Source organism: Paenarthrobacter sp. YJN-5, from assembly GCF_015040095.1.
Classification (GTDB): domain Bacteria; phylum Actinomycetota; class Actinomycetes; order Actinomycetales; family Micrococcaceae; genus Arthrobacter; species Arthrobacter ureafaciens.
The window spans coordinates 223,648-244,644 of the sequence record NZ_CP053544.1; the positions used below are offsets into that span (position 1 = coordinate 223,648).

A 20,997-nucleotide genomic window follows, 5' to 3' on the forward strand; every position below is an offset into this window, starting at 1 on the left:
CTTCCGAGGCGGTGCGCGAGTCTCTACCGCGCTATGTTTCAGACATAAAAGTGCTCTGTTGCTTCGAAGCGAACGCAAAGGCGGTTACGGTCTCACGTCTAAGCAGTCAGTATGAAGCGCCCCGCGGTGGTCCCAAACAGTTCTAGAGGATGATTTCTGTACTAATTCCGTACTTGAGTCCGAAAACGAACCCGGCTATGAAACCGGGAAAATCCTCCACGAGGTCAGGCTGGACGTCTCCAGCGGCCTGTCGCTTGGGGGTAAGCACATCCGGAACTTTCCCTCGCCGAGGCTTTTAGGGCAACAATCCACTCGGCCACGCGCCACCCGGCAGACACCGCAACGACTATTCAGAAGTACAAAAACGAGGAGAGATTTATCATACTCGTATGATTTTGTTAGCACTCCTAGCGACCTAATCTGGGGTGGGAACAGCGTCTTCTACTGTCTTCGCCCCTGAACAAAACGAAACGGAGGTGGCTGTGTGGGCCGCATAGGAATTCTTGGTGCCGGCTTGGCTGGCCTTGCAGCTGCTACAAAACTCGCCGAAGCCGGTGAAAACGTCACGGTATTCGAAGCCCGCAACCGCCCCGGTGGTCGTGTGTGGTCCGAAACGCTTGACACACCAAAAGGCAGCTATGTGATAGAACGAGGTGCAGAATTCGTTCTAGATGGCTACACCTCCATGCGGCGGCTGCTTTCCCAGTTTGGGCTTAGCTTGGTTGACACTGGCATGAGCTATTACGTTCGGGAACCCGGCGACACGACTGGAATCACTTGTGATGACATTATCCGTACCGGACGGGAAGCACTGGAATTAGCCAGTGGCAGTGGCCTTCAGGGGACCGCCGAAGAGTTGCTTGCCAAGTTGCCCGACGAACCGGAACTGGTCGACGCCCTTCGTGCCCGAATCGAAATCTCTACGGCTGTGAGCGCATCAGAGGTCACGGCGAGATCCTTACAACATATCGCCTCGTTCGAACCCAAACCCAGCTGGCGGGTGGCTGGCGGCAATCAGCGGCTGCCCGACGCGATGGCAGCTGCACTTGGTTCTGCTGTTCGTTACGGCGAAACCGTGAGGGCGGTTGAAAACATTAGTGACGGCGGTGTTCTTGTTACCACCGACACCGACACGTCCGTTTTCGACACCGTCGTTGTTGCTCTTCCGTTGGCTGTAATCCGTGACTCGCAACTGAACCTTCCGACAACCGAGGCACGTGACGCAGCCCTAAAGCACGTTCTTCAAGGACATGCGGCAAAACTACACCTCCCATTGGAAACCCAGCCCGCCACAAGTGCTGTCATGTCCGTCGAAGGCCGCTACTGGACCTGGACAGCCACGGACGAATCCGGGGCCGTGGCCCCGGTGCTGAACGCCTTCATGGGCTCACCATCAGCCATTACCCGTGCCAGCCTTAAACAGCGCCCAGCGGAATGGGTTGCCAAAGCACGAGCACTTCGCACGGATCTCGCCATCCCACAGGACGCTGCCGCGCTGACCACTGTATGGTCCGAGGACCAACTGGCAGGTGGCGCTTACGCCGCCCATGCCCCAGGCGTAACGGCAGCGGGGACAGCTCTTTTGGAAAAGCCGGTAGGAGATGTTTTCTGGGCCGGCGAATACAGCGAACCCGAATTTGTAGGCCTAATGGAAGGAGCTATACGCAGCGGCGAGCGAGCCGCCGGACGTGTAATGCAGCGCCTTGAAACTAAGTCTGGTAACTCTGACTCTGAAAGAAGCAAAGCATGAGCACCGTACTTCACGCATCTTCCATACACTGGCCAAAACCGGTTTCGATTACTTCCGAACGAGTCATTCAGGGCACACCCGCCGCGAGTACCCACGTGCTTTTTACGGACGGCAAAACGGAGCTTGGTCTGTGGCGGGTGAGTCCTGGTGAATTTAGTACAGTCCATCAGGGATACGAGGAATTTATTAGCGTGTTAGAAGGAGAAGGTGAACTGATTCATGATGACGGCTCACGCATCACCCTCAAGCCCGGAACAGTCCTAATCCTTGAGAACGGCTGGAGCGGTCGGTGGAGTATCAAAAGCACCCTCGTTAAGTCCTACGCAATAGTTCGCCTTTGAACTGAAACGGGACAAGCACCTGTGCCGTAAAAGTTTTCTACCCTTCATCGTAGCGAAAGTCGCTGTATCCATAGCTCTACAAAAGGTCTAGACGTGAACAAGCACTCGTTCCACCTGTTCCGCCCCGGTTTTTGCCATGTGCGGTCAACTAACCATGGTGCGCGCCACCTCCAAGATCGGACACCACTCGGTAACTGCACGTTCGTCGAAAAATTTAGCAAGGCTGCCCTTCCTTCTCAGGCATTGAGGACTCCCGTTGAAAATCGCAATCCCGAAGTACAGGATCTTCTTCCCTGGCTCGGCTGGCTGACCACATAAACCGGCAGCAACGCACAAGTTAGCCTGCGGCCGCCGTAAATCGGAAAAGAAAGGATTGAAACTTTGGCAGCAAAATACAGGATCGGATATTTCGTGGGGAGCTTGGCAACCGGCTCTATCAACCGGGTTCTCTCGCAAGCTTTGATAAATCTTGCACCAGAGGACCTCGAGTTCAGCGAAATTCCGATTAGGGATCTCCCGCTTTATAGCTATGACTACGACGCGGATTTCCCGCCGGAAGGCCGGGCGCTCAAGCGTGCCATTGAAGCGTCGGACGGTATTCTCTTCGTGTCTCCCGAGTACAACCGTTCCATTCCGGGTGCCCTTAAAAACGCTATCGACTGGGGCTCTCGTCCTTGGGGATCGAATTCGTTCGCCCGTAAACCCACCGGCATCATCGGGACCTCCCCGGGTAGTATCGGCACCGCCGTGATGCAGTCATCCTTCCGCAGCATCCTTAGCTTCCTAGACGCACCCCAGCTGAATTCGCCTGAAGCATACGTTCACTACGACGCGGACGTGTTTGGGGAAGGGGGCGAAGTCAAGGATGAACGCACCGCGAAATTCCTGCGCCACTACATGGACGAGTACAGCGCCTTCGTTGCCCGAGTCCTAGCAGCCAACACCGCCGGACACATCGGTGATATGGAGCCGGACAGGGAGAAGCTATCCCGCTAAAAAGGACAACGCGCCACGACAGCAAACTGTCCCTGTCGAGGACACCACACTGACGTAACTGTGATGTTGCGGTTGTAGATGGGTCTGTCTGGTCCGCGGCTGCAGAATTTGCGAAAAGTCATAGCTAGGGTTGCCACCGAGCGATGGCCCTAACCTTCACGGCTGCAGATGTCGGCAAGGCTAGCAACTCAGCGAAACACCGTGGCAAGGGCAAAAAGCTGCGGAGCAAGGAAACTGCTCACGACCGTTAGTCGGCCGTTGGTCCACGCCGCCGGTGACGCTGATGTCGTCCCAGGTTAGACGTGCGATGTTTTCAGCTTGTTGTCCGAAGACGAGGATGAGGATGGCGGCGGCCCGGTCATGGCCGCAGGCGCAGACCCCGCAGGTGCGTTTTGCCTGCTGATAGCAGTAGCCGCAGACTCCGCCGTCGGGCCAACGCGCAACCGTTTGGTGGTGCTGGCCGCAGCGGCCGCAGGGGACCGGCCAGCGGGTGGGGTCCTCTGCTTTGCGTGGCCTACTCACCGTCTTCGGGAGCGACGAGCCGGACGCGTCGTGCGATCGGGTTTCCTGGTTGGATGCCGAGGTCTTCACTGCGCTTCGGGGCGTTCGCTGTCGCCGCGGCGCGCATCTCAACGAAAGGCTCAAACAAGTCGTTTGGTGTGCAGTCCAGGATGTCGCAGAGCGCGGCGAATGTCTTTGCCGGAATGCGCTCAGGCGTGGAGGTGACCAGCCTGTAGACCTGGCTTTCGGAGAGGTTGATGCCACGGGATTTCAGGAGCGGCATCAGTTCGGTGGTCTTCCAGAGGTTCTGCTTTGTCATCAGGGCTCGCAGGTTCCAGCGGTAGCCGATCCGGCGCTGTTCAGGCACCTGGGTCCTCCAAGTTCGCGATGCGGCGTGCAATCATCTGCTGCACGGTTTTCTGCTTGAAGTCCGACGATGCCGAGGTATAGAGGCCGGTAGTCGACGCATAGGAGTGGCCAACCTGCGTCTGCACGAAGGCCGCGTCATAACCAGCTTCGACCAGGTGCGTCACGTAGAAATGCCTCGGGCAATGCAGACCCAACTCGTGCGGCAGACCGACGGCATCCCGCGCGGCAGCGAACGCATCACCGAACGAGCCCAGGGACATCCGGGCGCCACGCTCACTGGGCCAAAGTGCCGAGGCCAGGAAATCATCGATGTCCGCGGGGCGCCATTGCCACGGAAATTCACCCGTGAACCGCTGAAAACGCTCCAGCAGCTGGCAACGCTGCTTGATGGTGTCCGTCGTGAGGCCACGGGCAAGCATCTGCGCCCGCCAGCCATCCAGCATGGCCGTAAAAACCCGTTCATCAGCACGGAACAGCCCAATGTCCGGATCCACCAGCCTCCGCGGGACAAAACCCGGAACGACACCACTCACAACGACCCTTAAACCATGGAAACATGCATTAGATGCATGAAACCGACAGTCGCAAGGACCCAAGCGCGAGTTCACGCCAGGACGCCAGCACGTCCGCATTCGACAAAAGCCTGCTTGTCCGGCGGAAACGCCAGATGGGACTGTCTGAATAACGGTGTGTGGGGTCTGGCCTGATCCGAAGGAGACGGCCGTGTCTGAATCCACGACTGGGATGGCAGGGATGATGATCGATCCTGTGACGGGAGAGATCATCGATCAGAAGGAGCTTGCGGAGCGGTTGCTCGCGCAGGCCAGGGAACAGGGCGTGAGCCTGGTTGGCCCCGGCGGGCTGCTGAACCAGCTCACGAAAAACGTGCTGGAGACGGCGCTGGAAGCGGAACTGACCGAGCACCTCGGCCATGAACATGGCCAGACACCGGTCGCTGGCAACATACGCAACGGCACGAGATCCAAGACGGTGCTGACCGAGATCGGTCCGGTCGAAATCGAGGTACCCCGGGACCGGGACGGATCCTTCGAGCCGATGATCGTGCCCAAACGTAGACGGCGTTTGGACGGGATCGACGAGGTCGTGCTCTCGCTCTCGGCACGAGGGCTGACCACCGGGGAAATCGCCGCGCACTTCGAGGAGGTCTACGGCGCCAGAGTTTCTAAAGACACCATCAGCCGCATCACGGAGAAAGTCGCAGCCGAACTGACTGAATGGTCCTCCCGGCCGCTGGATCCTGTCTATCCGGTGCTCTTCGTTGACGCGATCGTGGTCAAAGTCCGTGACGGGCAGGTGCGCAATACCCCGTTCTATGTCGTCATGGGAGTAACCGCGAACGGGGAACGGGACATCCTGGGTATCTGGGCCGGTGACGGTGGCGAGGGTGCCCGGTTCTGGCTTCAGGTCTTCTCCGAGCTGAAGAACCGTGGCGTGGAAGATGTGTTGATCGCTGTCTGCGACGGACTCAAAGGCCTGCCGGAAGCGATCACGACCACGTGGGAACGCACGATCGTGCAGCAATGCATCGTTCACCTGATCCGAAACAGTTTCCGCTATGCCGGCCGCCAACACCGCGACGGGATCGTCAAAGCTCTCAAACCCGTTTACACCGCCCCGTCCGAGCAGGCAGCCAAAGACCGGTTCGCTGAATTCACGGCAGAGTGGGGACAACGGTATCCGGCAATCGTGCGGCTTTGGGAGTGCTCCTGGGCTGAGTTCGTGCCGTTCTTGGAATACGACGTCGAGATCCGGAGGGTGATCTGCACGACGAACGCGATCGAGTCGATCAACGCCCGCTACCGCAGGGCCGTGAAAGCCAGGGGGCACTTTCCGAACGAGAATGCTGCCCTGAAATGCCTGTACCTGGTCACCAGATCCCTTGATCCAACCGGCGGAGGAAGAGCACGCTGGACCATGAGGTGGAAACCCGCGCTCAACGCGTTCGCCATAACGTTCGCCGGACGGTTCGAAAGAACCACCAACCAATGAAAACCGCCGGAACCCACACACCGTTTATCGGACAGACCCCGCCAGATTCGTTGATGGACTGTGGCTTGCCAGTGTAGTTGGCGAAATTGACAAGGGTTGTTTGCTGTCATGCCGGGGATGGGCCGCGCTTGGTGGGTCAGTTTCGTTGACAGGATTCTTGGCGGGAAGCCGGAATTAGGGGTCGGTCAGAGTTCTTGGTGGCAATGGGATCTGCAGAGTTCGAGGGGTTGGCGCTGGCCTTGGGTCAAGACATCCGAGATGAGAAAACTGGCAGTTCGAGTGTTTATGACGCCGATTATCACGTCTACGAGTTCGTCGACCAGTTTCCAGGTCTGGGAGGGTGTGCCGAGCCATGTCAGGTGTAGGCGAAGGTGGGCGTAAAGGCGGGCTTGTTCGGGACGGCGGTGCCATGTGCGGATCTCGCGCTCAAGGGGCCAGTGTGTGGCGAGGTAGTCAGTGATGGTTGTGAGGATGCGGACCCGGGCGGGGTAGTGGTCGATGTCCGTGTGGGCGTGAAGGCGATGGCCTAGCCAGAGCTGGTCCTTGAGCCCTGGGGCGTGGCGGTCGATGGCGGCGACGATGTTGTCGTGGGTTCCGCGCGGGATGAGGCCGGTGCCTGTGATGCGGCGGAACCGTCGTTCGACAGTGCGCAGCTCGTAGTCGATGATTTGTCGCTGTTCGGTTGCGCGTTGGCCGATCCAGCGGTTGTGCTTGAGGCAGATCATGAAGCGTCGGTGGTCATATGTGTCGACATGTTGGCCGCCGGTGCAGCGCGAGCATGCGGCTCGGTTCTGCTGGCGTGCAGGGAAGGCGTCCTTGAGTTGCGCGGGGGCATGGGCGGTGGCGCGGGCGTATTCTCGGTGGAAGTGTCCGATGTCTGGGCCGCCGAGCTCATTGATGACATGGGCAAGCTCATCGGGCCGGCCTGAGGAGAGTCGACGGTTCCGGGTCAGTCGCCGAATGTAGTTGCCGTCGATGAGATTGGCCGCGCATAGCCGTGCGAGGTAGGAATCGGGGGTCTCGAACTGGTGGGGCCGGGGTCGTGTGACCTGTGGGTGGAATTGCCTGGGAACTGTCCCGCTGTGATTCATGCGGCTGTCCGTGTTTTGGGTTTTTCCCGGGTTACGAGCCGCCGGGATCCTGTTCCCATATGCTCCTCAAGCAGTGCTTCAGGATTGGCGGGAGAGGTTTTCTCTTCGAGCATCGTCAGCATTGCGAATCCGAGAATGCGGCGCAGTGCGCCGATGCGGCCTTCCGTGAGTGAGTGGAGCGCGTCGGCGTAGGGGCTGAGATCCGGAGGACCGTCGATGAGGCACATCTGCTTAGCAAAGGCGTCTACGAGTCGAGTCCATGATTGACGGGAGGCTTCGGAGGCGTAGTCGAAAGGTGCGTGCCGGTGGGTTTCGCCGCGGGCCATGAGTTGTTCAGCGGCGCGGCTGCCCAGTTTTAGGTCGAGGTCGATGCCTGCCAGAACGGTCACGACGCCGGTGTCGTTGATGATGGCTTTGACTGTGTTGATGGCGTCGTCGCCTCTACGGCCATCGAGTTGGACTGCGTGGAATTCGTCGACAATGAGCAGCGAGGACCTGCGCAGGGCCATGACTTCGGCGGCCTGCCGGACCAGGACTTGGTGGGCGTCGCGCTGGCGGTGGGGCACGCCAAAGAAGTCCAGGATGGAGGTCGCAACCCCTTTGGGAGTGGCGCCGGGCAGCATCTCGATGGAGACCACGGGGACGCGTCCGTCGTCGCGGAAGCCTGGGTGGCGGCGTTCGGTGCGGGCCTCGACTTCCTTGGCCAGTTGCAGCAAGGTGGTGGACTTGCCAACGTTGGCTGGCCCGGTGAGGACGCATACTCCCTGGCTGCCGACGGCGTCCATTTCGCGCATGGCCAGATAGCCTCGGACGCTGCGCAGCAGTTCGGTCGTTGCCTCGCTGCGAAGTGTGAATCCCGAACCGAACCAGCGCACCCGGCGCTCATCGTAGGCAAGCTGCTGGGTGGTTGTGAGCGCTTCATACATGGACCGGGTGAGGTTGGCGGGTTCTGTGACGACGCGGTCGATTTGGCGTCGCATGCCGATCAGGGTGTTCTTGATTGCCGGGGTGATCTGGGCAGTGGAGGGTTCAGTCATTCCAAACCTGTCGGTGGCGCGGACAACAGCGAAGTCGTCACCGACGTGCTCGGAGGCCTCGGGAGTGGCCGGTTCGGGGGCACTGATCCGGGCCGGGCGCGGTTCAGCGTCTGCCGTCCGGCGGGCCAGGACCGCACGGGCTTTCTCGGCCTTCTTCGTTTTCTTCCTGCGTCCTGCCCGAGCCGCGTCAGCCGTGCGGGCAAGACGTTCAGCCGACCATTCGCCTGCCAGGGCGGCCTCGGCCGGGGGCGCGTTCCGCAGAAGCCGCAGTGCAGAGGCGAAAGGGTAGACGTCGCGCCGGTAGGACTCGGAAACGCACTCCAGCCATTCACCGTTCTCCGGGTGTTGAACCCAGACGCGGTCCGGATCGTAGGGGTCTTTGCGTATGACCCACTTCCCGTCCTTGGTCGGAGGGACGAGTTTGCGAAGACCCACCAATTCGTCGTTCCAGTAGGTGAGGTTATCGATGTGGATGCCGTCATTCTGGATGGTGCGGGGATAAGGCCGCATGAGGCTGATGAAGGTAGCTTGGTCAATGGGCACCGGTATGCCGGCTCCGGCGTCAAAGAGCGCGGAGTACATCTGGTTGGGACTGTAGCGGCGGGCCGGGAGGTCCCGGTCCCGCAGCTCACTGTGTGGGGTTCTCTGGTAGACGCGCACCCACCACTCTTCGAAACACTCGCGCAGTTCACGGACCGTCAGCAGACCGGCATGGTCGATCACACGGCCCCGGTTGGAGACGCTGTTGCCCACATAACCGGGAAGTTTTTGCATCCAGGAAGTCTCAATTGTGCCCATCAGCCGTTCGATGTGGTCTTTATAGGTGGGGGAGTGCGGCGGGGAGGGGATGACGCTGATCCCGAAATGGCGGCACGCCGAGATGAAAGTCTCGGACAGGTAGTCCTTGCCGCGGTCGGTTGTGATCGTCTCCGGGACTATATAGGGCACCGCAACGGCGCCGATCTGGCGTTCATCGGCCGCAGCCATGGCGGTCGAGGGGAGGTCCCGGGCCCGGTCCAAGCGCATGTCTTCGGGTGCACCGGCCCTGCAGGCCCGCGGACGGAGCATCCGTGCAAGAAGGTCTGCGTGCTCAACTCCGGACGCAGCGGCAGGAACGATGTCGAAGGCCAAGATCGATCTGGTGGCCACATCCACCGCCACCGTCAGGTGCACCCTGCCTGGGGTGCCGTCGGAGAGCAGCGCCATGACATTGATTGGGGTGGAATCAATCTCAACGTACTGTCCCGGAGTCGTCGCCGAGACAGGCCTGGGGCCCCGGTCATGCCGGTTTGATTCACTACGACGCGTGGTTGCCTTGCCCGTGGCCAAGCCCCGGCGGTCGTAGGCTGCGAAGACCCGCCGCATCGTCCGGTCGGACGGGAGTACGACGTCCTCGCCGCGGTAGCGCTGAGCGAGGTGGACCCGGGTCTTCTCGATCAGCGTGGTCACCGAGACAGTCGAGTCGTTCCTGGTTGCCGCGAGCACCGCAAGGACTGCTTCCAGAACCCGGTCCTCAACCCGAGGAGTCCCATTGCCCCCGCTGAGGGTCCGGCGGTCGATGAGTCCGTGGACTCCATGCCTCTCATATTGCTGCTTTTTGCGCTGAAGACTACGCACGGATGCCTGATAGCCGGCGGCCGACAGCTCACTGACCTTCAGGGCTTCGCGAGCTTGTTTGGAAGTGCCAGGTCCATAGCCAGGACGGGGGACTGCCCCCGGCGCATCGGGGTCCGGGACACCGAACGTGACCTCGTTAAGGTGTTCAACCCACCAACGGGCGGATTCCAGATCGCTGACCGTGGCGGTCAATGGAAGAACCGCCACGTCCTCAACGAGTGACGTCATGGTGATTTCGTCGGCAAGGGACGCCACGTCCACCCACACGGTGTCGTTATCGGCCAGGCGGCGCAGCATCGCCGACTGCGGGCGGGCCGCGATGACGACGTATTCCTCGTCCTGCCACGTCACCAGGTCACCCAGGTTCAGCCGCAGCATTGATTCTCCCTGGGTTGCGGAACTGTCGTCGCGATGGTGTCGAAATCCAGACGCTCGGTCGGATCAACCGAGAGCCGCCGGTGCCAGATCAAGTGCTTTATGAAGGGCATCACCAATGCCGGAAACCGTCGGTTCACCATCTCACGGCCCTCGCCAAGGGCCCGTCCTCCTGAGAAGACATTGCCGATCTGCTCTGACAATTCAGAACCGGGATGAGAGCGCGAATGTCGGGCATTCCGCAGGAAGGCAAGATTGGCGGCCACGGTCGGGGCAGGCTCGTGGAGGACCACGTGACGCCACCCGGTCATCTCGCACACACGTGCCGTTTCCTCGAACTGATCACGGACCGCCATGGTCATCCGCTTGGCCGGCTTGACGTCGTAGACCACTTGATCCCCGTTACGAAGAACAGCGAAGAAGTCCGGCTCATGAGTATGTCAGTCTGATCGGAGCCCACTAGGACGGCCCGAACGGTACCCACCAGCTGGACATGCCGAACCTAATGACGGCTTGAATGGTACCCACCTGTGAGCGTTGATCCATCCAGTGTTGGATCAACGACGGGAGGGCCGGGATGGGGTCAAGAGTGGAGTTGTTCGCGCAGATTCGGAGGGATGCCCGGGTGGAGGGGGCATCAATCCGGGAGCTTGCCCGCAGGCACCAGGTGGCGCGGAAAACCGTGCGTAAGGCGTTAAGTTCCCCGGTCCCGCCGGAGCGCAAAACTCCTCAACGATCCTCGCCGCGGCTTGATCCTTTTAGATCCGCGATCGATGCCATGCTCGTCGAAGACACGACGGCGCCGCGGAAGCAGCGTCACACTGCCCGGAGGATTCTTGCCCGGCTCATCGAAGAGCACGGCGCGGAGGAGTTGTCGTATTCGACGGTGCGTGACTACGTTCGGGTCCGCCGGGCGCAGATCGACGTGGAGGCCGGCCGTCGGGTTGAGGTATTTGTTCCCCAGGAACACGCCCCGGGCGCGGAAGCTGAAGTGGACTTCGGCGAAGTCTGGATCGTGCTGGACGGGGTAAAGACGAAATGCCACATGTTCATCTTCCGGCTGTCCCACTCTGGCAAGGCCATCCACCGGATTTACCCCACCCAGGCCCAAGAAGCATTTCTCGAAGGCCATATCGAGGCGTTCAACGAGATCGGCGGCGTGCCGGTCAAACACATCCGTTATGACAACCTCACCAGTGCTGTCAGGTCCGTGGTGTTCGGGCAGGGACGGAACCGCCTGGAGAACGATCGGTGGGTGCTGTTCCGTTCGTTCTATGGATTTGATGCCTTTTATTGCCAGCCAGGTATTGCCGGCGCTCACGAGAAAGGCGGGGTAGAGGGCGAGGTGGGCTGGTTCCGCCGCAACCGGCTTACGCCGATGCCCGTGACGAGGTCCCTTGAGGACCTCAACGACCGGATCCGGAGCCGGGAGGTCCAAGACGATCAGCGGCGAATCGATGGCAGGATCCGCACCATCGGCCAGGACTTCGCCGCGGAGGCCCCGCTCCTGGCACCGTTGCCGGCGGACGAGTTCGATCCCGGTCTGGTGCTGAACCCGAGGGTGGACCGGTCCTCGATGATTACCGTGCGGATGGTGAAGTACTCGGTGCCGGCACGGTTCATTGGCCGGCGGGTCCGGGTCTCCTTGCGGGCGTCCGAAGTTGTGGTGTTCGACGGCCGCGCGGTGGCGGCCCGGCACCAGCGGATTATTGCCAAGGGCGGGCAGTCGGTCCAGTTGGACCATTATCTGGAGGTCCTCAAGACCAAGCCCGGCGCTTTGCCTGGTTCCACAGCTTTGGCCAGGGCGCGGGAGTCAGGTGCTTTCACCAGCGCCCATGAAGCCTTCTGGTCTGCCTCGCGCAGGGTCAACGGCGATGCCGAGGGGACCCGTGAACTGATTGACGTCCTGCTGCTGCACCGCTCGATGGAAGCCGAAGACATCGAGGCAGGGATCACCGCAGCCCTTGAAGTAGGTGCTGTCAGCGCCGACGTCGTAGCGGTGGAAGCCCGTAGACACGCCTCCAGCATCCCCGCTGGTGGGTCCCGTCCTGACCGTCATCGCGGTGCTCATGCTGAAGCGAAAGTGCAACGAGTTGTCAGCCTGACCCAGCGTCGGCTGATGGACCCGGCCGCTGTCATCGCCGGGCTCCCTCCAGACAAGCGACCGCTCCCGACAATCAGCGCCTACGACGAGCTGCTGGCCAAACGCACCGAACACTCCGCAGGAACCACGTCGAAGGAGAACATCTCATGAGCCCCACCGCACCGGCCACCACCATCACCCCAACCCTGCGACGGCGCCGCGGCCTGACTGAGCAGGCCGCGGTCGCGGCCGTGGACCAAGCATGCCGCCGGCTGCGCCTGCCCACCATCCGGGCGGTCCTGGACGAAGCTCTGGGCGTGGCGGGGAAAGAACAACTCTCCTACCAAGGCTTCCTGGCCGAGCTGTTGCTGGCCGAGTGCGATGACCGCGACCGTCGCTCCTCAATCCGACGCGTCAAAGCCGCGAACTTTCCACGGGACAAATGGCTCGGTGATTTCGACTTCGACGCGAACCCGAACATCAACCCCGCTACCATCCATACCCTCGCTACCGGCGACTGGATCCGCAAAGGCGCACCGCTATGCCTGATCGGGGACTCCGGAACAGGCAAATCCCACCTGCTGATCGGGCTGGGCACCGCTGCAGCTGAGAAGGGATACCGGGTCAAATACACGCTGGCCACCCGGCTCGTGAACGAACTCGTCGAAGCCGCCGACGAGAAAGTTCTCGCCAAGACCATCGCCAGATACGGCCGGGTCGACCTGCTGTGCATTGACGAGCTCGGCTATATGGAGCTGGACCGCAGAGGAGCCGAACTCCTCTTCCAGGTCCTGACTGAACGCGAAGAGAAGAACTCCATCGCTATCGCCAGCAACGAGTCGTTCTCCGGCTGGACCAAGACATTCACAGACCCGCGTCTCTGCGCCGCGATCGTTGACCGGTTGACCTTCAACGGCACCATCATCGAAACCGGCACGGACTCCTACCGCCTCGCCCACAGCCTGACGAGGAACGCGCACTCTGACGTAGCAGCATCCGGCCGCCCCACGAACACATAGGTTGTCGTTGCCATGTCATGCCGCGCAGCAGGACAGTTTTGAGACGTCAGTAGTGAAGGACTGGGCTGCTATCTTGATGCCTTCGGCCATGGTCAGATACGGGCTCCAGAGGTTCGCGACCTGATCAACGGTCATCCCGGCCTCCAGAATATAGACCCCGGCCGCTGCGAGGTCCCCGGCTTCCTTTCCCACGGCAGTGATCCCGACGATCCGGCCCGTGTCCGCGTCGGCAACGATCTTGATGAAGCCGTGGGTGTCACGGTTCACCAGCGCCCTGGGGACAAATTTGAGCGGCAGAACCCGGCACATGCACCGGATCCCTGCCTGGTTCGCTTCCTTGTCCGTCATCCCTACCGCCGCCAGGGCGGGGCTCGTGAACGTAACCCGGGGCAGGTGCCGGTAGTCGACCTCGCGCCCGGCACCTTCGAAAGCGTTATCCACCACCAGGGCCCCGTGCGCGGCGGCGACATAGACGAACTCCCGGTGCCCTGTCACGTCGCCCGCGGCCCAAATCCTCGGATTAGTACTGCGAAGGCTGCCGTCGACCAAGACTTCCCCGCGGTCCCCGGTTTCGACACCGACCATACAAAGGTTCAAATCCTCCGTGACCGGGCGTCGGCCTGTTGCCAGGAGCAAGCGCGCGGCCCTGAACTCCTCCTGTCCTCCTGAGACGGAAGCGTCCACGACCACATCCCCAGACGACTGATCGGTCCGGACCGAGGACACTGTCGCCCGGCGGAGGACCCGGATACCCTCGTCGGCGAAAACACCCGTGAGGGCATGCCCGGCTTCAGGCTCTTCGGCCGAGGCGAGCCTGGAGCGGACCAGCATGGTCACCTTCGTTCCGAGCCGGGCGAACAGCTGCGCCTGCTCCAGGGCCACATACCCTCCGCCCAAGACCAGCATCGAAGAGGGAACTTCCTGCAGCTCCATCGCACTCGTGGACGTCAGATAGTCCACCTGGTCCATTCCCGGCACTTCAGGAATCCAGGGGGTGGAGCCGGTTGCCACCAGGTAATGTTCGGCGCTCACCGTCTCAGTGGTCCCGCCCGGGAAAGTGATGTTCAAAACCGGGACGGCCGCGGTTCCGGCGAACGCCGCCGTCCCCTGCTGCAGCTTCCATCCGTAATCCGCGGCGAGGTCCACATACTTCTCTGACCGCATGGCCTCGACTAGGGAGCGCTTCCCGGCGACCAGTTCGGGCATATCCACCGGCGCCGAGGAGTTGCTGATGCCGGGGAACCGCCCGGAAGCGTCCACGGCGACATGGCGGGCTTCCGCGGCGGCCAGCAGGGCCTTGGACGGGATGCAGCCCGTGTTCACGCACGTGCCGCCCACAGTGCTGCGCTCAACCATCAACACCCGCTTGCCGCGATTAGTTGCGCGTATGGCAGCAGCGAAAGCACCCCCGCCGGAACCGATGATGGCCAGGTCATAATCGAAAGGTGTTGCCGACATGAGGGACTCCTAAAGATGCGAGGGGGAGCAGCCGCCAGCACAACTGCTGCTCAGCCGTTGCGGGCCTTCAGCCGAAGACCTGCTCTGCATCTCATTCTCAACCTTCCCCTAGACTGGAATGTCAAGGAATCGCCGTCCTGGTGGCCTGCTAAGAAATGGGTTCATGATGCGTATCGGTGAGGCCGCGGCAGCGGCAGGGATGACGACGAAGACGCTGCGTTTCTACGAGGACAGCGGGCTTCTCCCGGCAGCGAAGAGATCCTGTAACGGCTACCGGGACTACACCGAAGACTCCGTGGCCAGGCTCGAGTTCATCCGCCGCGGACGGGCCGCAGGCCTCGCCCTGACGAAGATACGTGAAATTCTTGGCCTCCGTGACGCCGGAGAAGCCCCCTGCGCCCACGTCCAGGACCTGCTCTCCAACCAGCTGGCAGACCTCGACCACCAGATTGCCGAACTGATTGCCTTGCGATCCGTCGTCGCCGGCCTCCACGCCAACGCCGCTGCCGGGACCGACGCAAGCTGCGATCCCGGACGCATCTGCAGCTACCTCTGACGCCCGCCTCCACCGGACGCCAGCTCCCAGCCTCCAGACCTTGGACTTCGTCCCGACCCGTGGCAGCGGTTTCACAGCGCCAAAAAGCAGACCAAAGCGCCTCCGCACTGTCCGGCTGGTGGGTACCGTTCGGGCCGTCCTAGTGGGCTCCGATCACGTTGACACAATCAGCTCATGACGGACAACCTTCGAACCATGCCTGAAAAGCATCCGGAACGGCTGCGCAAGGATCTGATCAACCTCTCCGCCGTGATCCAACTCCATCAGGCACAACGCCTCAAGGGCGCTTTCATACCAGATATGCCGACCCGTGCGTTGCCAGAAATAGAGTCCATGCTGATTCGGGCGATTCTGCCACTGACTGCCCAGACGCACAGGTTCGCCCTCAACGATCGGCAGCTCAAGCAACGTTCGGCTCGCATCCTGGCTCACAACGCACCCACGCAAACGCCACTGGACCATGTCCTGGCCAGAACTCGTCCGAGGCAGCAATTTGGCCGCGGCAGTCACGCCCAAACCCAACGGACGCCGGAACGATGAAAACATGCGTCCGACTATGGCAGACCGCGATCGATAATCACGGGACGGCTCGCCAGATAGCTGACAAAATTCGCCAGATCGTTTGGCAATTCGCCAACACGACTGGCAAGCCACATGGACGGGTGTCCGTTCTCAATGTAGTTGTCAGTAACGACGTGGGAACTGACAGGTTGGATGAGAGAACTTCAGACTCTTTTTTCTCAATTTAGTTGTCATTTCCGTAGTTCTTTTCGGTTGCCGGTGCTCTCAGGTCATCCAGTTGATGCCTAGGCGGGAGAGTCTTCCGAGCGCCTTCTCGATCCGTTGTGCGGAGCGAAGACGGCGGTTTTCTCCCGTGCGGATGATGGTGGATGCAATTTCTCGGGCCATCCGGTCGCGCTGTTGCTCGCGTGGATGGGCCGGATCCTCAAGCCAGTTCTTAAAGGATGGTTGAGTGATCAGGCGGGCGATTCTGATGGTTTCCGGATATGTCAGCATTTCAGGGTCATAGGTTCCTGCCCGTGCGCTTCGCTCTTCGAGCGTGGAGAGCGCGATGCCTGCCCGTGCGCATTCGTTGGCGGTCATCATGACGGGTGTGCCGGCATGGACCCCTCGGGAGACCAGTGTTGACCGGAAGCGTCGTTCCGCGGCGAGCAGTTCGGGGAGTGAGCGGATGTCGAGTTGATCGCGGCCAATCCAGCGCCTGTGCGCGATGCAAACCCAGCCAACTGTTGGGGTTCGCCCAACTCGCTGGTTGCCGGCTCCGCATCGCAAACATAGTGCCCGCTCGAGGACCGGGTGCCCGTGGAGCATTGAGCGCTGATCGAAGGCTCGACCATGGAGCCCGCCCAGTTGTTTCCATGCTTGAACCCGTTCCGGGTGCCGCCGGGAGCGTGAACGGGGAAGGATCCCGGCTTCCCGGAGAGCGTTTTCGATTTGTTCGACGCTGGTGCCGTTGCGTTGGGCGTGCCGGGACGCGTAGTTGTCGATGCCTTCGCCGTGGGTCAGGCGCGTCGGAACGGGGAGAGGGCTCAGGGTCACTGTGCCATCCTGAGGCCGCGGCTCGGGGATTTGTGGCCGTGGGACCTGCTCTGGGATCGGTGGTGTTCCTGGGCTGCCAAGTCCGTGGCTGTTGCTTCGAGCCTATGCCGGTCGATCAGTTCTGTGCCGTCCAGGATCGCTCCTATGGCGGCGTCCGAAAGGAGGCCGCGGAGCGCCCCGATCCTTCCACCGGTGCGGTCCCAGAGGTAAAGGGATTCGTCGGCAAGAGAACCTGACCGATGTGCGGCCAGTGGTAGGAGGTTTTCGACGCCGAGCACCAGATCGGTCCATGCTTCGCGGTCCGCTTTCGAGCCGATGGAGTAGGCGGTCATCTCGTGCAGGATCATGCGGGCTTTGATCTGCCGGCCCATGTCACCGGCGAAGAGGTCCGTTGTTGGAAGGTCGATTCCGGCGTAGAGGAAGGTCGCGTCCAGTCGGTCCGCGAACTGTTTGAGGGTGCTGGCCGCTTCGGCGCCGATCTGTTTGTTCGTTCTGAGATTGTGCACCTCGTCGACGATTACTAGAGAAGTACCCATGGTGCGGAGGACTGTTACTACCTGCTCGGTGAGCGTCGGTGCTGTTGCCCGGTGAAGTACCGGCAGTCCGAGCCACTGCGCGAAGGCCTGCATGAGCATCTTTGGTGTAGTGGCAGGCGGAACGACGGCGTAGACCACCGGCGCGAAACCCCAGTCATCCTGGCGCCCGAGTCGTTTGCGCTCTGATCTGTCGTGCCGCTTGCCCAGCAGCAGGGCCGCCGTTGATTTCCCCATCCCTGCAGCACCCGAGATGGCCAGCCCACGTCTGGCGGTCGCCGTGCTGGCCGCGTTGCGGGCGATTGCGATGCGGGTTTGCAGGGAGAGCGCCTGCGTGTCTGTAGTTTCCAGAACCGTGTCCGCTGCAAGCCAGGCGAAGCGCGAGAGGTCGTAGGTGGCCTTCTCGTCAGCGGAGAGCGCCCGCATCTTCGATGGTGACAGGATCGGGGGCTCTTCGGGTACGTGCGCTACGAAATCGCGCCAGGCCGTCAGGCTGTCCGGGATGGCGATGTTTCAGTCCTCCAGAAGATCAATACGTCGTCCATGGCGCCGACGTGAAAAATCGATGACTACCGGATCCGGCGCCTGGATCAGCACTGGTGCCGTAGGCCCGGGGTCAATGACCGGCTTTGGTTGCACTTCCGGGTCCGGGACGGCCGCAGGTGTCAGCTGTGTGCGTTGTGAAGCTTGGCGTTCGGCGCGTCCGGCCGGCGTCGTGAGGATCCGGTTGATCTCGGCAAGGAGGTCCCTGCCGGCAACAGTCTTACTCCTGCTGTCGAGGGCCTTCTTCGCGGCGACAAGGACCTCGCGGGAAAAGGGGCCAACAAGGTGCGTGGAGAGCGTCCAGTTTGCCTCGATCCACCGGCCCTTCTTGTGGTCACGGACGTAGATCGCCTGAAGCCTGTAAGGGTCATACCGCACTTCCCAGCGTCCGTCGGCCGGGGCCGGGAGTCCTGAGGGGACCCCGCGGTATGGATGAAAGTCCGGGCTGTCGTAGTGCAGGCCGTGGAAGTTGATCCCGTATGGCTGGATGCGCCGCCATTCGATGGGCAGGAGCGAGAGGTAATCATCGCGGGTCAATGCCACGTGGACCTGTGGTGCGACAGTGGAAAGGGCAGCGAATGCCTCGTTGGGTGTGAGGTCTTTTCGGGGCATGGCTGGATGGCGGAGTCCCGGATGGGGCCGGTTCTGCCAGATTGCGACAAGCCACCAGTCGAGAAGGTTCTGGACTTCGGAAAGGGTGAATGTGGCCTCCGCTGCCGGATCCTTGCCCCTGCGAACAGTGTTGGGTCCCGTGTATCCGTCCAGGTACTGGGTGAATCCGGAATTAACAGCTGCAAAGAACCGTTCGATGTGCGGCTTGTCAGTGGGCGTCCGGGGGGCCGCTTTCGTGATGCTGATCTGCAAGCGCTCACAAGCTGCCGTGAAGGTTGACCCGACAAATACCTTGCCACGGTCAACCGTGATGGATTCTGGCACGATGACAGGCTTGGCGGCGATCGCGGAACGCACGTCCTCGTCGCCCGGAAGCATTCCTTGGGGAAGCACGGAGCGTGAGTAACTCAACGATGCGTCCCATCCCGGTTGCATCGGCAGGGGAGTCAGGGCACGGGCAAGCAGCAGGGCAGCATCGACGGCCTTCGTTGCCACCGGCCGGAGGATGGCCGCCAGCGGGGTACGGGTTGCGATGTCCAGGGCCACGGTCAGGTCCGCCCGGCCGCTGCTGCCGTCTGGATAAACGACCATGAGGTCCATCGGGGTCGAGTCAATTTCCACAAGCTCGCCGGGCCGGGCCGGGGCTTGGCGTCCCCAGGACCTGTCCGGCCTGTTTCCTTGGGTCCGTCGCGTCGTCGCGTTCCCGAACGGGTGCTTTGAACCCTCCATCTTCTTCAGAATGCGGTAGAGGGTCGCATCCGATGGCACCGTGAGACCGGACTTGGCTGCTGCCACCCGAACCCGGGCAATGACACGGGACCTTGTGCCCGTGGAAATGTTCTTCTGCCCAGATACCTCGGCTTCGATCAAAGCCAGGACTCTGGGATCGGTTCGCCCGGAAACACCCGCTTGACGGGTGGTCCTGCCATCCGCGAGGCCCCCGATGCCACGAGTTCGGTAATCGGCGAGATGGCGGAACATTGTCCGCTCGGTCATGGCGATCCCACGGGCAGCGAGCTCCGTCAATTTCGCCTCGATTCGGGCCTGCAGAGGGTTGGCAAGATCGTATTCGGGCTTCGGCGTGCTTCCAGGCGATGACCCGGGCGGAAGTCCGTGGAGCACTTCGTGGACATGCCGGTGCAAGGCAAGGACATCGTCACGGAGCTTGTCAATACTTTTGTGTATGAGGGGTCTGGGTTCAGCCCAAGTAGGGTTCGATGCGTTCGGGGTATGTGATGGCGAGGATGCCTAGTGCTTCGTTCCAGCCTTGGCTTTGGGCACCTTCGATGAGTGTGTGGACGGTTTTGCTTTTGTTCTCGCGGGCTTGTCCGTGGATCTTCGCGCGTTCGCTGGCTCGTTTGTCTTCGATGTTGCAGATGGCCAGCCAGAGCAGTTTGACCGCGGCGGTGTCGTTCGGGAAATGGCCGCGGTTTTTGATGATTTTCCGGAGCTGGTAGTTCAGCGATTCAATGGCGTTGGTGGTGTAGATCACCCGGCGCAGCGGCGGCGCGAAAGCGAGGAAGGGAACGAACTTTTCCCAGCTGTTGCGCCAGGTATTGACCGTCGCACGGTACTTTTTGCCCAGCTCGGAAGACGCGAACGCCTCCAGTTCCGTTTGCGCGGCTTCAGCTGAGGAGGCCGTGTAGATCGGCCGGAGTGCGGCTGCGACCCGTTTCCTGTCGTTGTAGCCAATGAACCGCATCGACGCCCTGATCAGATGGACTACACAGGTCTGGACCGTGGCCAGGGGCCACGTCGCGGCGATGGCTTCGGGAAAGCCCGTCAGGCCGTCACAGCAGACAATGAGTACGTCCCGGACTCCTCGGTTGGCAAGTTCCGCGCAGACCCCGGCCCAGAACTTGGCCCCTTCGGTGGCCTCGACCCAGATACCCAGTACGTGCTTGATGCCGTCCATATCGACGCCCACGGCAATGTGCGCAGCTTTGTTCCGTACTTGCGCCCCGTCGCGGACTTTGACCACGATCGCATCCAAATAGAGAATCGGGTACATCGGATCCAGCGGCCGGCGTTGCCAGATCATCACCTCATCCAGAACGTCATCGGTGATCTTGGAGATCGTTTCGTGCGAAAGCTCGGTTCCAATCGTTGATTCCAGATGATGCTGGATGTCTCTGACCGTCATGCCACCGGCATAAAGACTGATAATCATTTCGTCCAAGCCACCCGTGCGTCGGGCACCCTTGGGCACGAGCCGCGGAACGAACGAACCATTCCGGTCCCGCGGGATGGCCAAGTCAACATCGCCGGCCTGACTGGCCAGCGTTTTCGGGTAGAACCCATTGCGTGAGTTGGGCAGCAAACGTGCCGCGGGATCTCCCTTTTCATAGCCGAGATGACCGGAAAGTTCGGACTTCAGTCCACGCTCCAGAACGGCCTTGATCATCTGGTTCAGGAAACCGTTCTTGCCATCAATCTGCAGTTCAGCCGAATCGATTTGTTCCATTAGCTCATCAAACGCACCGGACTCGCGCAGCTGCTCCATCCCCCCGGCAGCAGCGACCTTCGCGGCAAGCTCCGCGCTGAGC

General features: G+C 61.3%; 18 protein-coding genes. 8 read left to right on the forward strand and 10 right to left on the reverse strand.

What is annotated here, in order from left to right; genetic code table 11:
- Window positions 1-484: 484 nt before the first annotated feature.
- From HMI59_RS01050 to HMI59_RS01060, 3 genes are all read left to right on the forward strand, one after another.
- Window positions 485-1,750 (forward strand): NAD(P)/FAD-dependent oxidoreductase, encoded by a 1,266-nt coding sequence (locus HMI59_RS01050; RefSeq protein WP_071416795.1) that lies wholly within the window; start codon window positions 485-487, stop codon window positions 1,748-1,750.
- Window positions 1,747-2,091 carry a cupin domain-containing protein gene (locus HMI59_RS01055; RefSeq protein WP_082038920.1) on the forward strand — a complete coding sequence of 115 codons (345 nt, stop codon included), beginning with the start codon at window positions 1,747-1,749 and terminating at the stop codon, window positions 2,089-2,091. Before HMI59_RS01050 ends, HMI59_RS01055 begins: the two co-directional genes overlap by 4 nt.
- A 381-nt stretch (window positions 2,092-2,472) precedes the next feature.
- Window positions 2,473-3,087, forward strand: a complete 615-nt coding sequence (locus HMI59_RS01060) for an NADPH-dependent FMN reductase (protein WP_016359423.1) — start codon at window positions 2,473-2,475, stop codon at window positions 3,085-3,087.
- Between the two features lie 514 nt (window positions 3,088-3,601).
- Here the strand turns inward: HMI59_RS01060 and HMI59_RS01065 are convergent.
- Both HMI59_RS01065 and HMI59_RS01070 read right to left on the reverse strand, forming a co-directional pair.
- A complete protein-coding gene (locus HMI59_RS01065; protein ID WP_193592528.1) occupies window positions 3,602-3,955 on the reverse strand; it encodes a helix-turn-helix transcriptional regulator in 354 nt (117 codons plus the stop codon).
- Window positions 3,948-4,451, reverse strand: coding sequence for a tyrosine-type recombinase/integrase (locus HMI59_RS01070; RefSeq protein WP_227471492.1), 504 nt, complete (start codon window positions 4,449-4,451; stop codon window positions 3,948-3,950). Before HMI59_RS01070 ends, HMI59_RS01065 begins: the two co-directional genes overlap by 8 nt.
- A gap of 259 nt (window positions 4,452-4,710) precedes the next feature.
- On the opposite strand from HMI59_RS01070, the gene HMI59_RS01075 reads away from it, so the two are divergent.
- Window positions 4,711-5,967, forward strand: coding sequence for an IS256 family transposase (locus tag HMI59_RS01075; protein ID WP_227471657.1), 1,257 nt, complete (start codon window positions 4,711-4,713; stop codon window positions 5,965-5,967).
- 185 nt (window positions 5,968-6,152) lie between these two features.
- On the opposite strand, the gene HMI59_RS01080 is transcribed toward HMI59_RS01075, so the two are convergent.
- Genes HMI59_RS01080 through HMI59_RS01090 form a run of 3 tightly spaced genes read right to left on the reverse strand, consistent with a single transcriptional unit; the run spans window position 6,153 to window position 10,479 of the window.
- Window positions 6,153-7,058 carry a hypothetical protein gene (locus tag HMI59_RS01080; RefSeq protein WP_193592530.1) on the reverse strand — a complete coding sequence of 302 codons (906 nt, stop codon included), beginning with the start codon at window positions 7,056-7,058 and terminating at the stop codon, window positions 6,153-6,155.
- Complete coding sequence (locus HMI59_RS01085) at window positions 7,055-10,090, reverse strand: AAA family ATPase (RefSeq protein ID WP_193592531.1); 3,036 nt, start codon at window positions 10,088-10,090, stop codon at window positions 7,055-7,057. The genes HMI59_RS01080 and HMI59_RS01085 overlap by 4 nt, the downstream gene beginning before the upstream one ends.
- Window positions 10,078-10,479 (reverse strand): hypothetical protein, encoded by a 402-nt coding sequence (locus HMI59_RS01090; protein ID WP_193592532.1) that lies wholly within the window; start codon window positions 10,477-10,479, stop codon window positions 10,078-10,080. The genes HMI59_RS01085 and HMI59_RS01090 overlap by 13 nt, the downstream gene beginning before the upstream one ends.
- A 185-nt stretch (window positions 10,480-10,664) precedes the next feature.
- Here HMI59_RS01090 and istA point away from each other — a divergent pair, with 185 nt between their 5' ends.
- On the forward strand, window positions 10,665-12,341 hold the full coding sequence (gene istA, locus HMI59_RS01095; RefSeq protein WP_062096294.1) for an IS21 family transposase: 1,677 nt from the start codon (window positions 10,665-10,667) through the stop codon (window positions 12,339-12,341).
- Entirely contained in the window at window positions 12,338-13,189 is an 852-nt protein-coding gene (istB, locus tag HMI59_RS01100; protein WP_062096301.1) for an IS21-like element helper ATPase IstB, read from the forward strand. Before istA ends, istB begins: the two co-directional genes overlap by 4 nt.
- A gap of 15 nt (window positions 13,190-13,204) precedes the next feature.
- On the opposite strand, the gene merA is transcribed toward istB, so the two are convergent.
- Entirely contained in the window at window positions 13,205-14,647 is a 1,443-nt protein-coding gene (gene merA / locus HMI59_RS01105; protein WP_062096303.1) for a mercury(II) reductase, read from the reverse strand.
- A gap of 166 nt (window positions 14,648-14,813) precedes the next feature.
- Between merA and HMI59_RS01110 the strand changes: the two genes are divergently transcribed.
- Together HMI59_RS01110 and HMI59_RS01115 are read left to right on the forward strand one after the other, a co-directional pair.
- Window positions 14,814-15,203 carry a heavy metal-responsive transcriptional regulator gene (locus HMI59_RS01110; RefSeq protein WP_193593627.1) on the forward strand — a complete coding sequence of 130 codons (390 nt, stop codon included), beginning with the start codon at window positions 14,814-14,816 and terminating at the stop codon, window positions 15,201-15,203.
- 174 nt (window positions 15,204-15,377) lie between these two features.
- Window positions 15,378-15,743 carry a hypothetical protein gene (locus HMI59_RS01115; RefSeq protein WP_193592533.1) on the forward strand — a complete coding sequence of 122 codons (366 nt, stop codon included), beginning with the start codon at window positions 15,378-15,380 and terminating at the stop codon, window positions 15,741-15,743.
- Window positions 15,744-15,989: 246 nt separating this feature from the next.
- On the opposite strand, the gene HMI59_RS01120 is transcribed toward HMI59_RS01115, so the two are convergent.
- The 4 genes from HMI59_RS01120 to HMI59_RS01135 form a co-directional block, all read right to left on the reverse strand.
- Entirely contained in the window at window positions 15,990-16,763 is a 774-nt protein-coding gene (locus HMI59_RS01120; RefSeq protein WP_193592534.1) for a hypothetical protein, read from the reverse strand.
- Window positions 16,760-17,722 carry an ATP-binding protein gene (locus HMI59_RS01125; protein ID WP_193592535.1) on the reverse strand — a complete coding sequence of 321 codons (963 nt, stop codon included), beginning with the start codon at window positions 17,720-17,722 and terminating at the stop codon, window positions 16,760-16,762. The genes HMI59_RS01120 and HMI59_RS01125 overlap by 4 nt, the downstream gene beginning before the upstream one ends.
- An 87-nt stretch (window positions 17,723-17,809) precedes the next feature.
- Window positions 17,810-19,447 carry a Mu transposase C-terminal domain-containing protein gene (locus tag HMI59_RS01130; RefSeq protein ID WP_227471493.1) on the reverse strand — a complete coding sequence of 546 codons (1,638 nt, stop codon included), beginning with the start codon at window positions 19,445-19,447 and terminating at the stop codon, window positions 17,810-17,812.
- A 202-nt stretch (window positions 19,448-19,649) separates the two neighbouring features.
- Window positions 19,650-20,954, reverse strand: a complete 1,305-nt coding sequence (locus HMI59_RS01135; protein WP_166186724.1) for an IS256 family transposase — start codon at window positions 20,952-20,954, stop codon at window positions 19,650-19,652.
- Window positions 20,955-20,997: the final 43 nt, after the last annotated feature.

Coding starts and splice junctions, on each gene's coding strand:
- HMI59_RS01055 (WP_082038920.1), top strand. CDS start 1,747: ATGAGCACCGTACTTCACGCATCTTCCATACACTGGCCAAAACCGGTT.
- HMI59_RS01075 (WP_227471657.1), top strand. CDS start 4,711: ATGATGATCGATCCTGTGACGGGAGAGATCATCGATCAGAAGGAGCTT.
- HMI59_RS01080 (WP_193592530.1), bottom strand. CDS start 7,058: ATGAATCACAGCGGGACAGTTCCCAGGCAATTCCACCCACAGGTCACA.
- HMI59_RS01085 (WP_193592531.1), bottom strand. CDS start 10,090: ATGCTGCGGCTGAACCTGGGTGACCTGGTGACGTGGCAGGACGAGGAA.
- istA (WP_062096294.1), top strand. CDS start 10,665: ATGGGGTCAAGAGTGGAGTTGTTCGCGCAGATTCGGAGGGATGCCCGG.
- istB (WP_062096301.1), top strand. CDS start 12,338: ATGAGCCCCACCGCACCGGCCACCACCATCACCCCAACCCTGCGACGG.
- merA (WP_062096303.1), bottom strand. CDS start 14,647: ATGTCGGCAACACCTTTCGATTATGACCTGGCCATCATCGGTTCCGGC.
- HMI59_RS01110 (WP_193593627.1), top strand. CDS start 14,814: ATGCGTATCGGTGAGGCCGCGGCAGCGGCAGGGATGACGACGAAGACG.
- HMI59_RS01115 (WP_193592533.1), top strand. CDS start 15,378: ATGACGGACAACCTTCGAACCATGCCTGAAAAGCATCCGGAACGGCTG.
- HMI59_RS01125 (WP_193592535.1), bottom strand. CDS start 17,722: ATGCGGGCGCTCTCCGCTGACGAGAAGGCCACCTACGACCTCTCGCGC.
- HMI59_RS01130 (WP_227471493.1), bottom strand. CDS start 19,447: ATGACCGAGCGGACAATGTTCCGCCATCTCGCCGATTACCGAACTCGT.
- HMI59_RS01135 (WP_166186724.1), bottom strand. CDS start 20,954: ATGGAGCAGCTGCGCGAGTCCGGTGCGTTTGATGAGCTAATGGAACAA.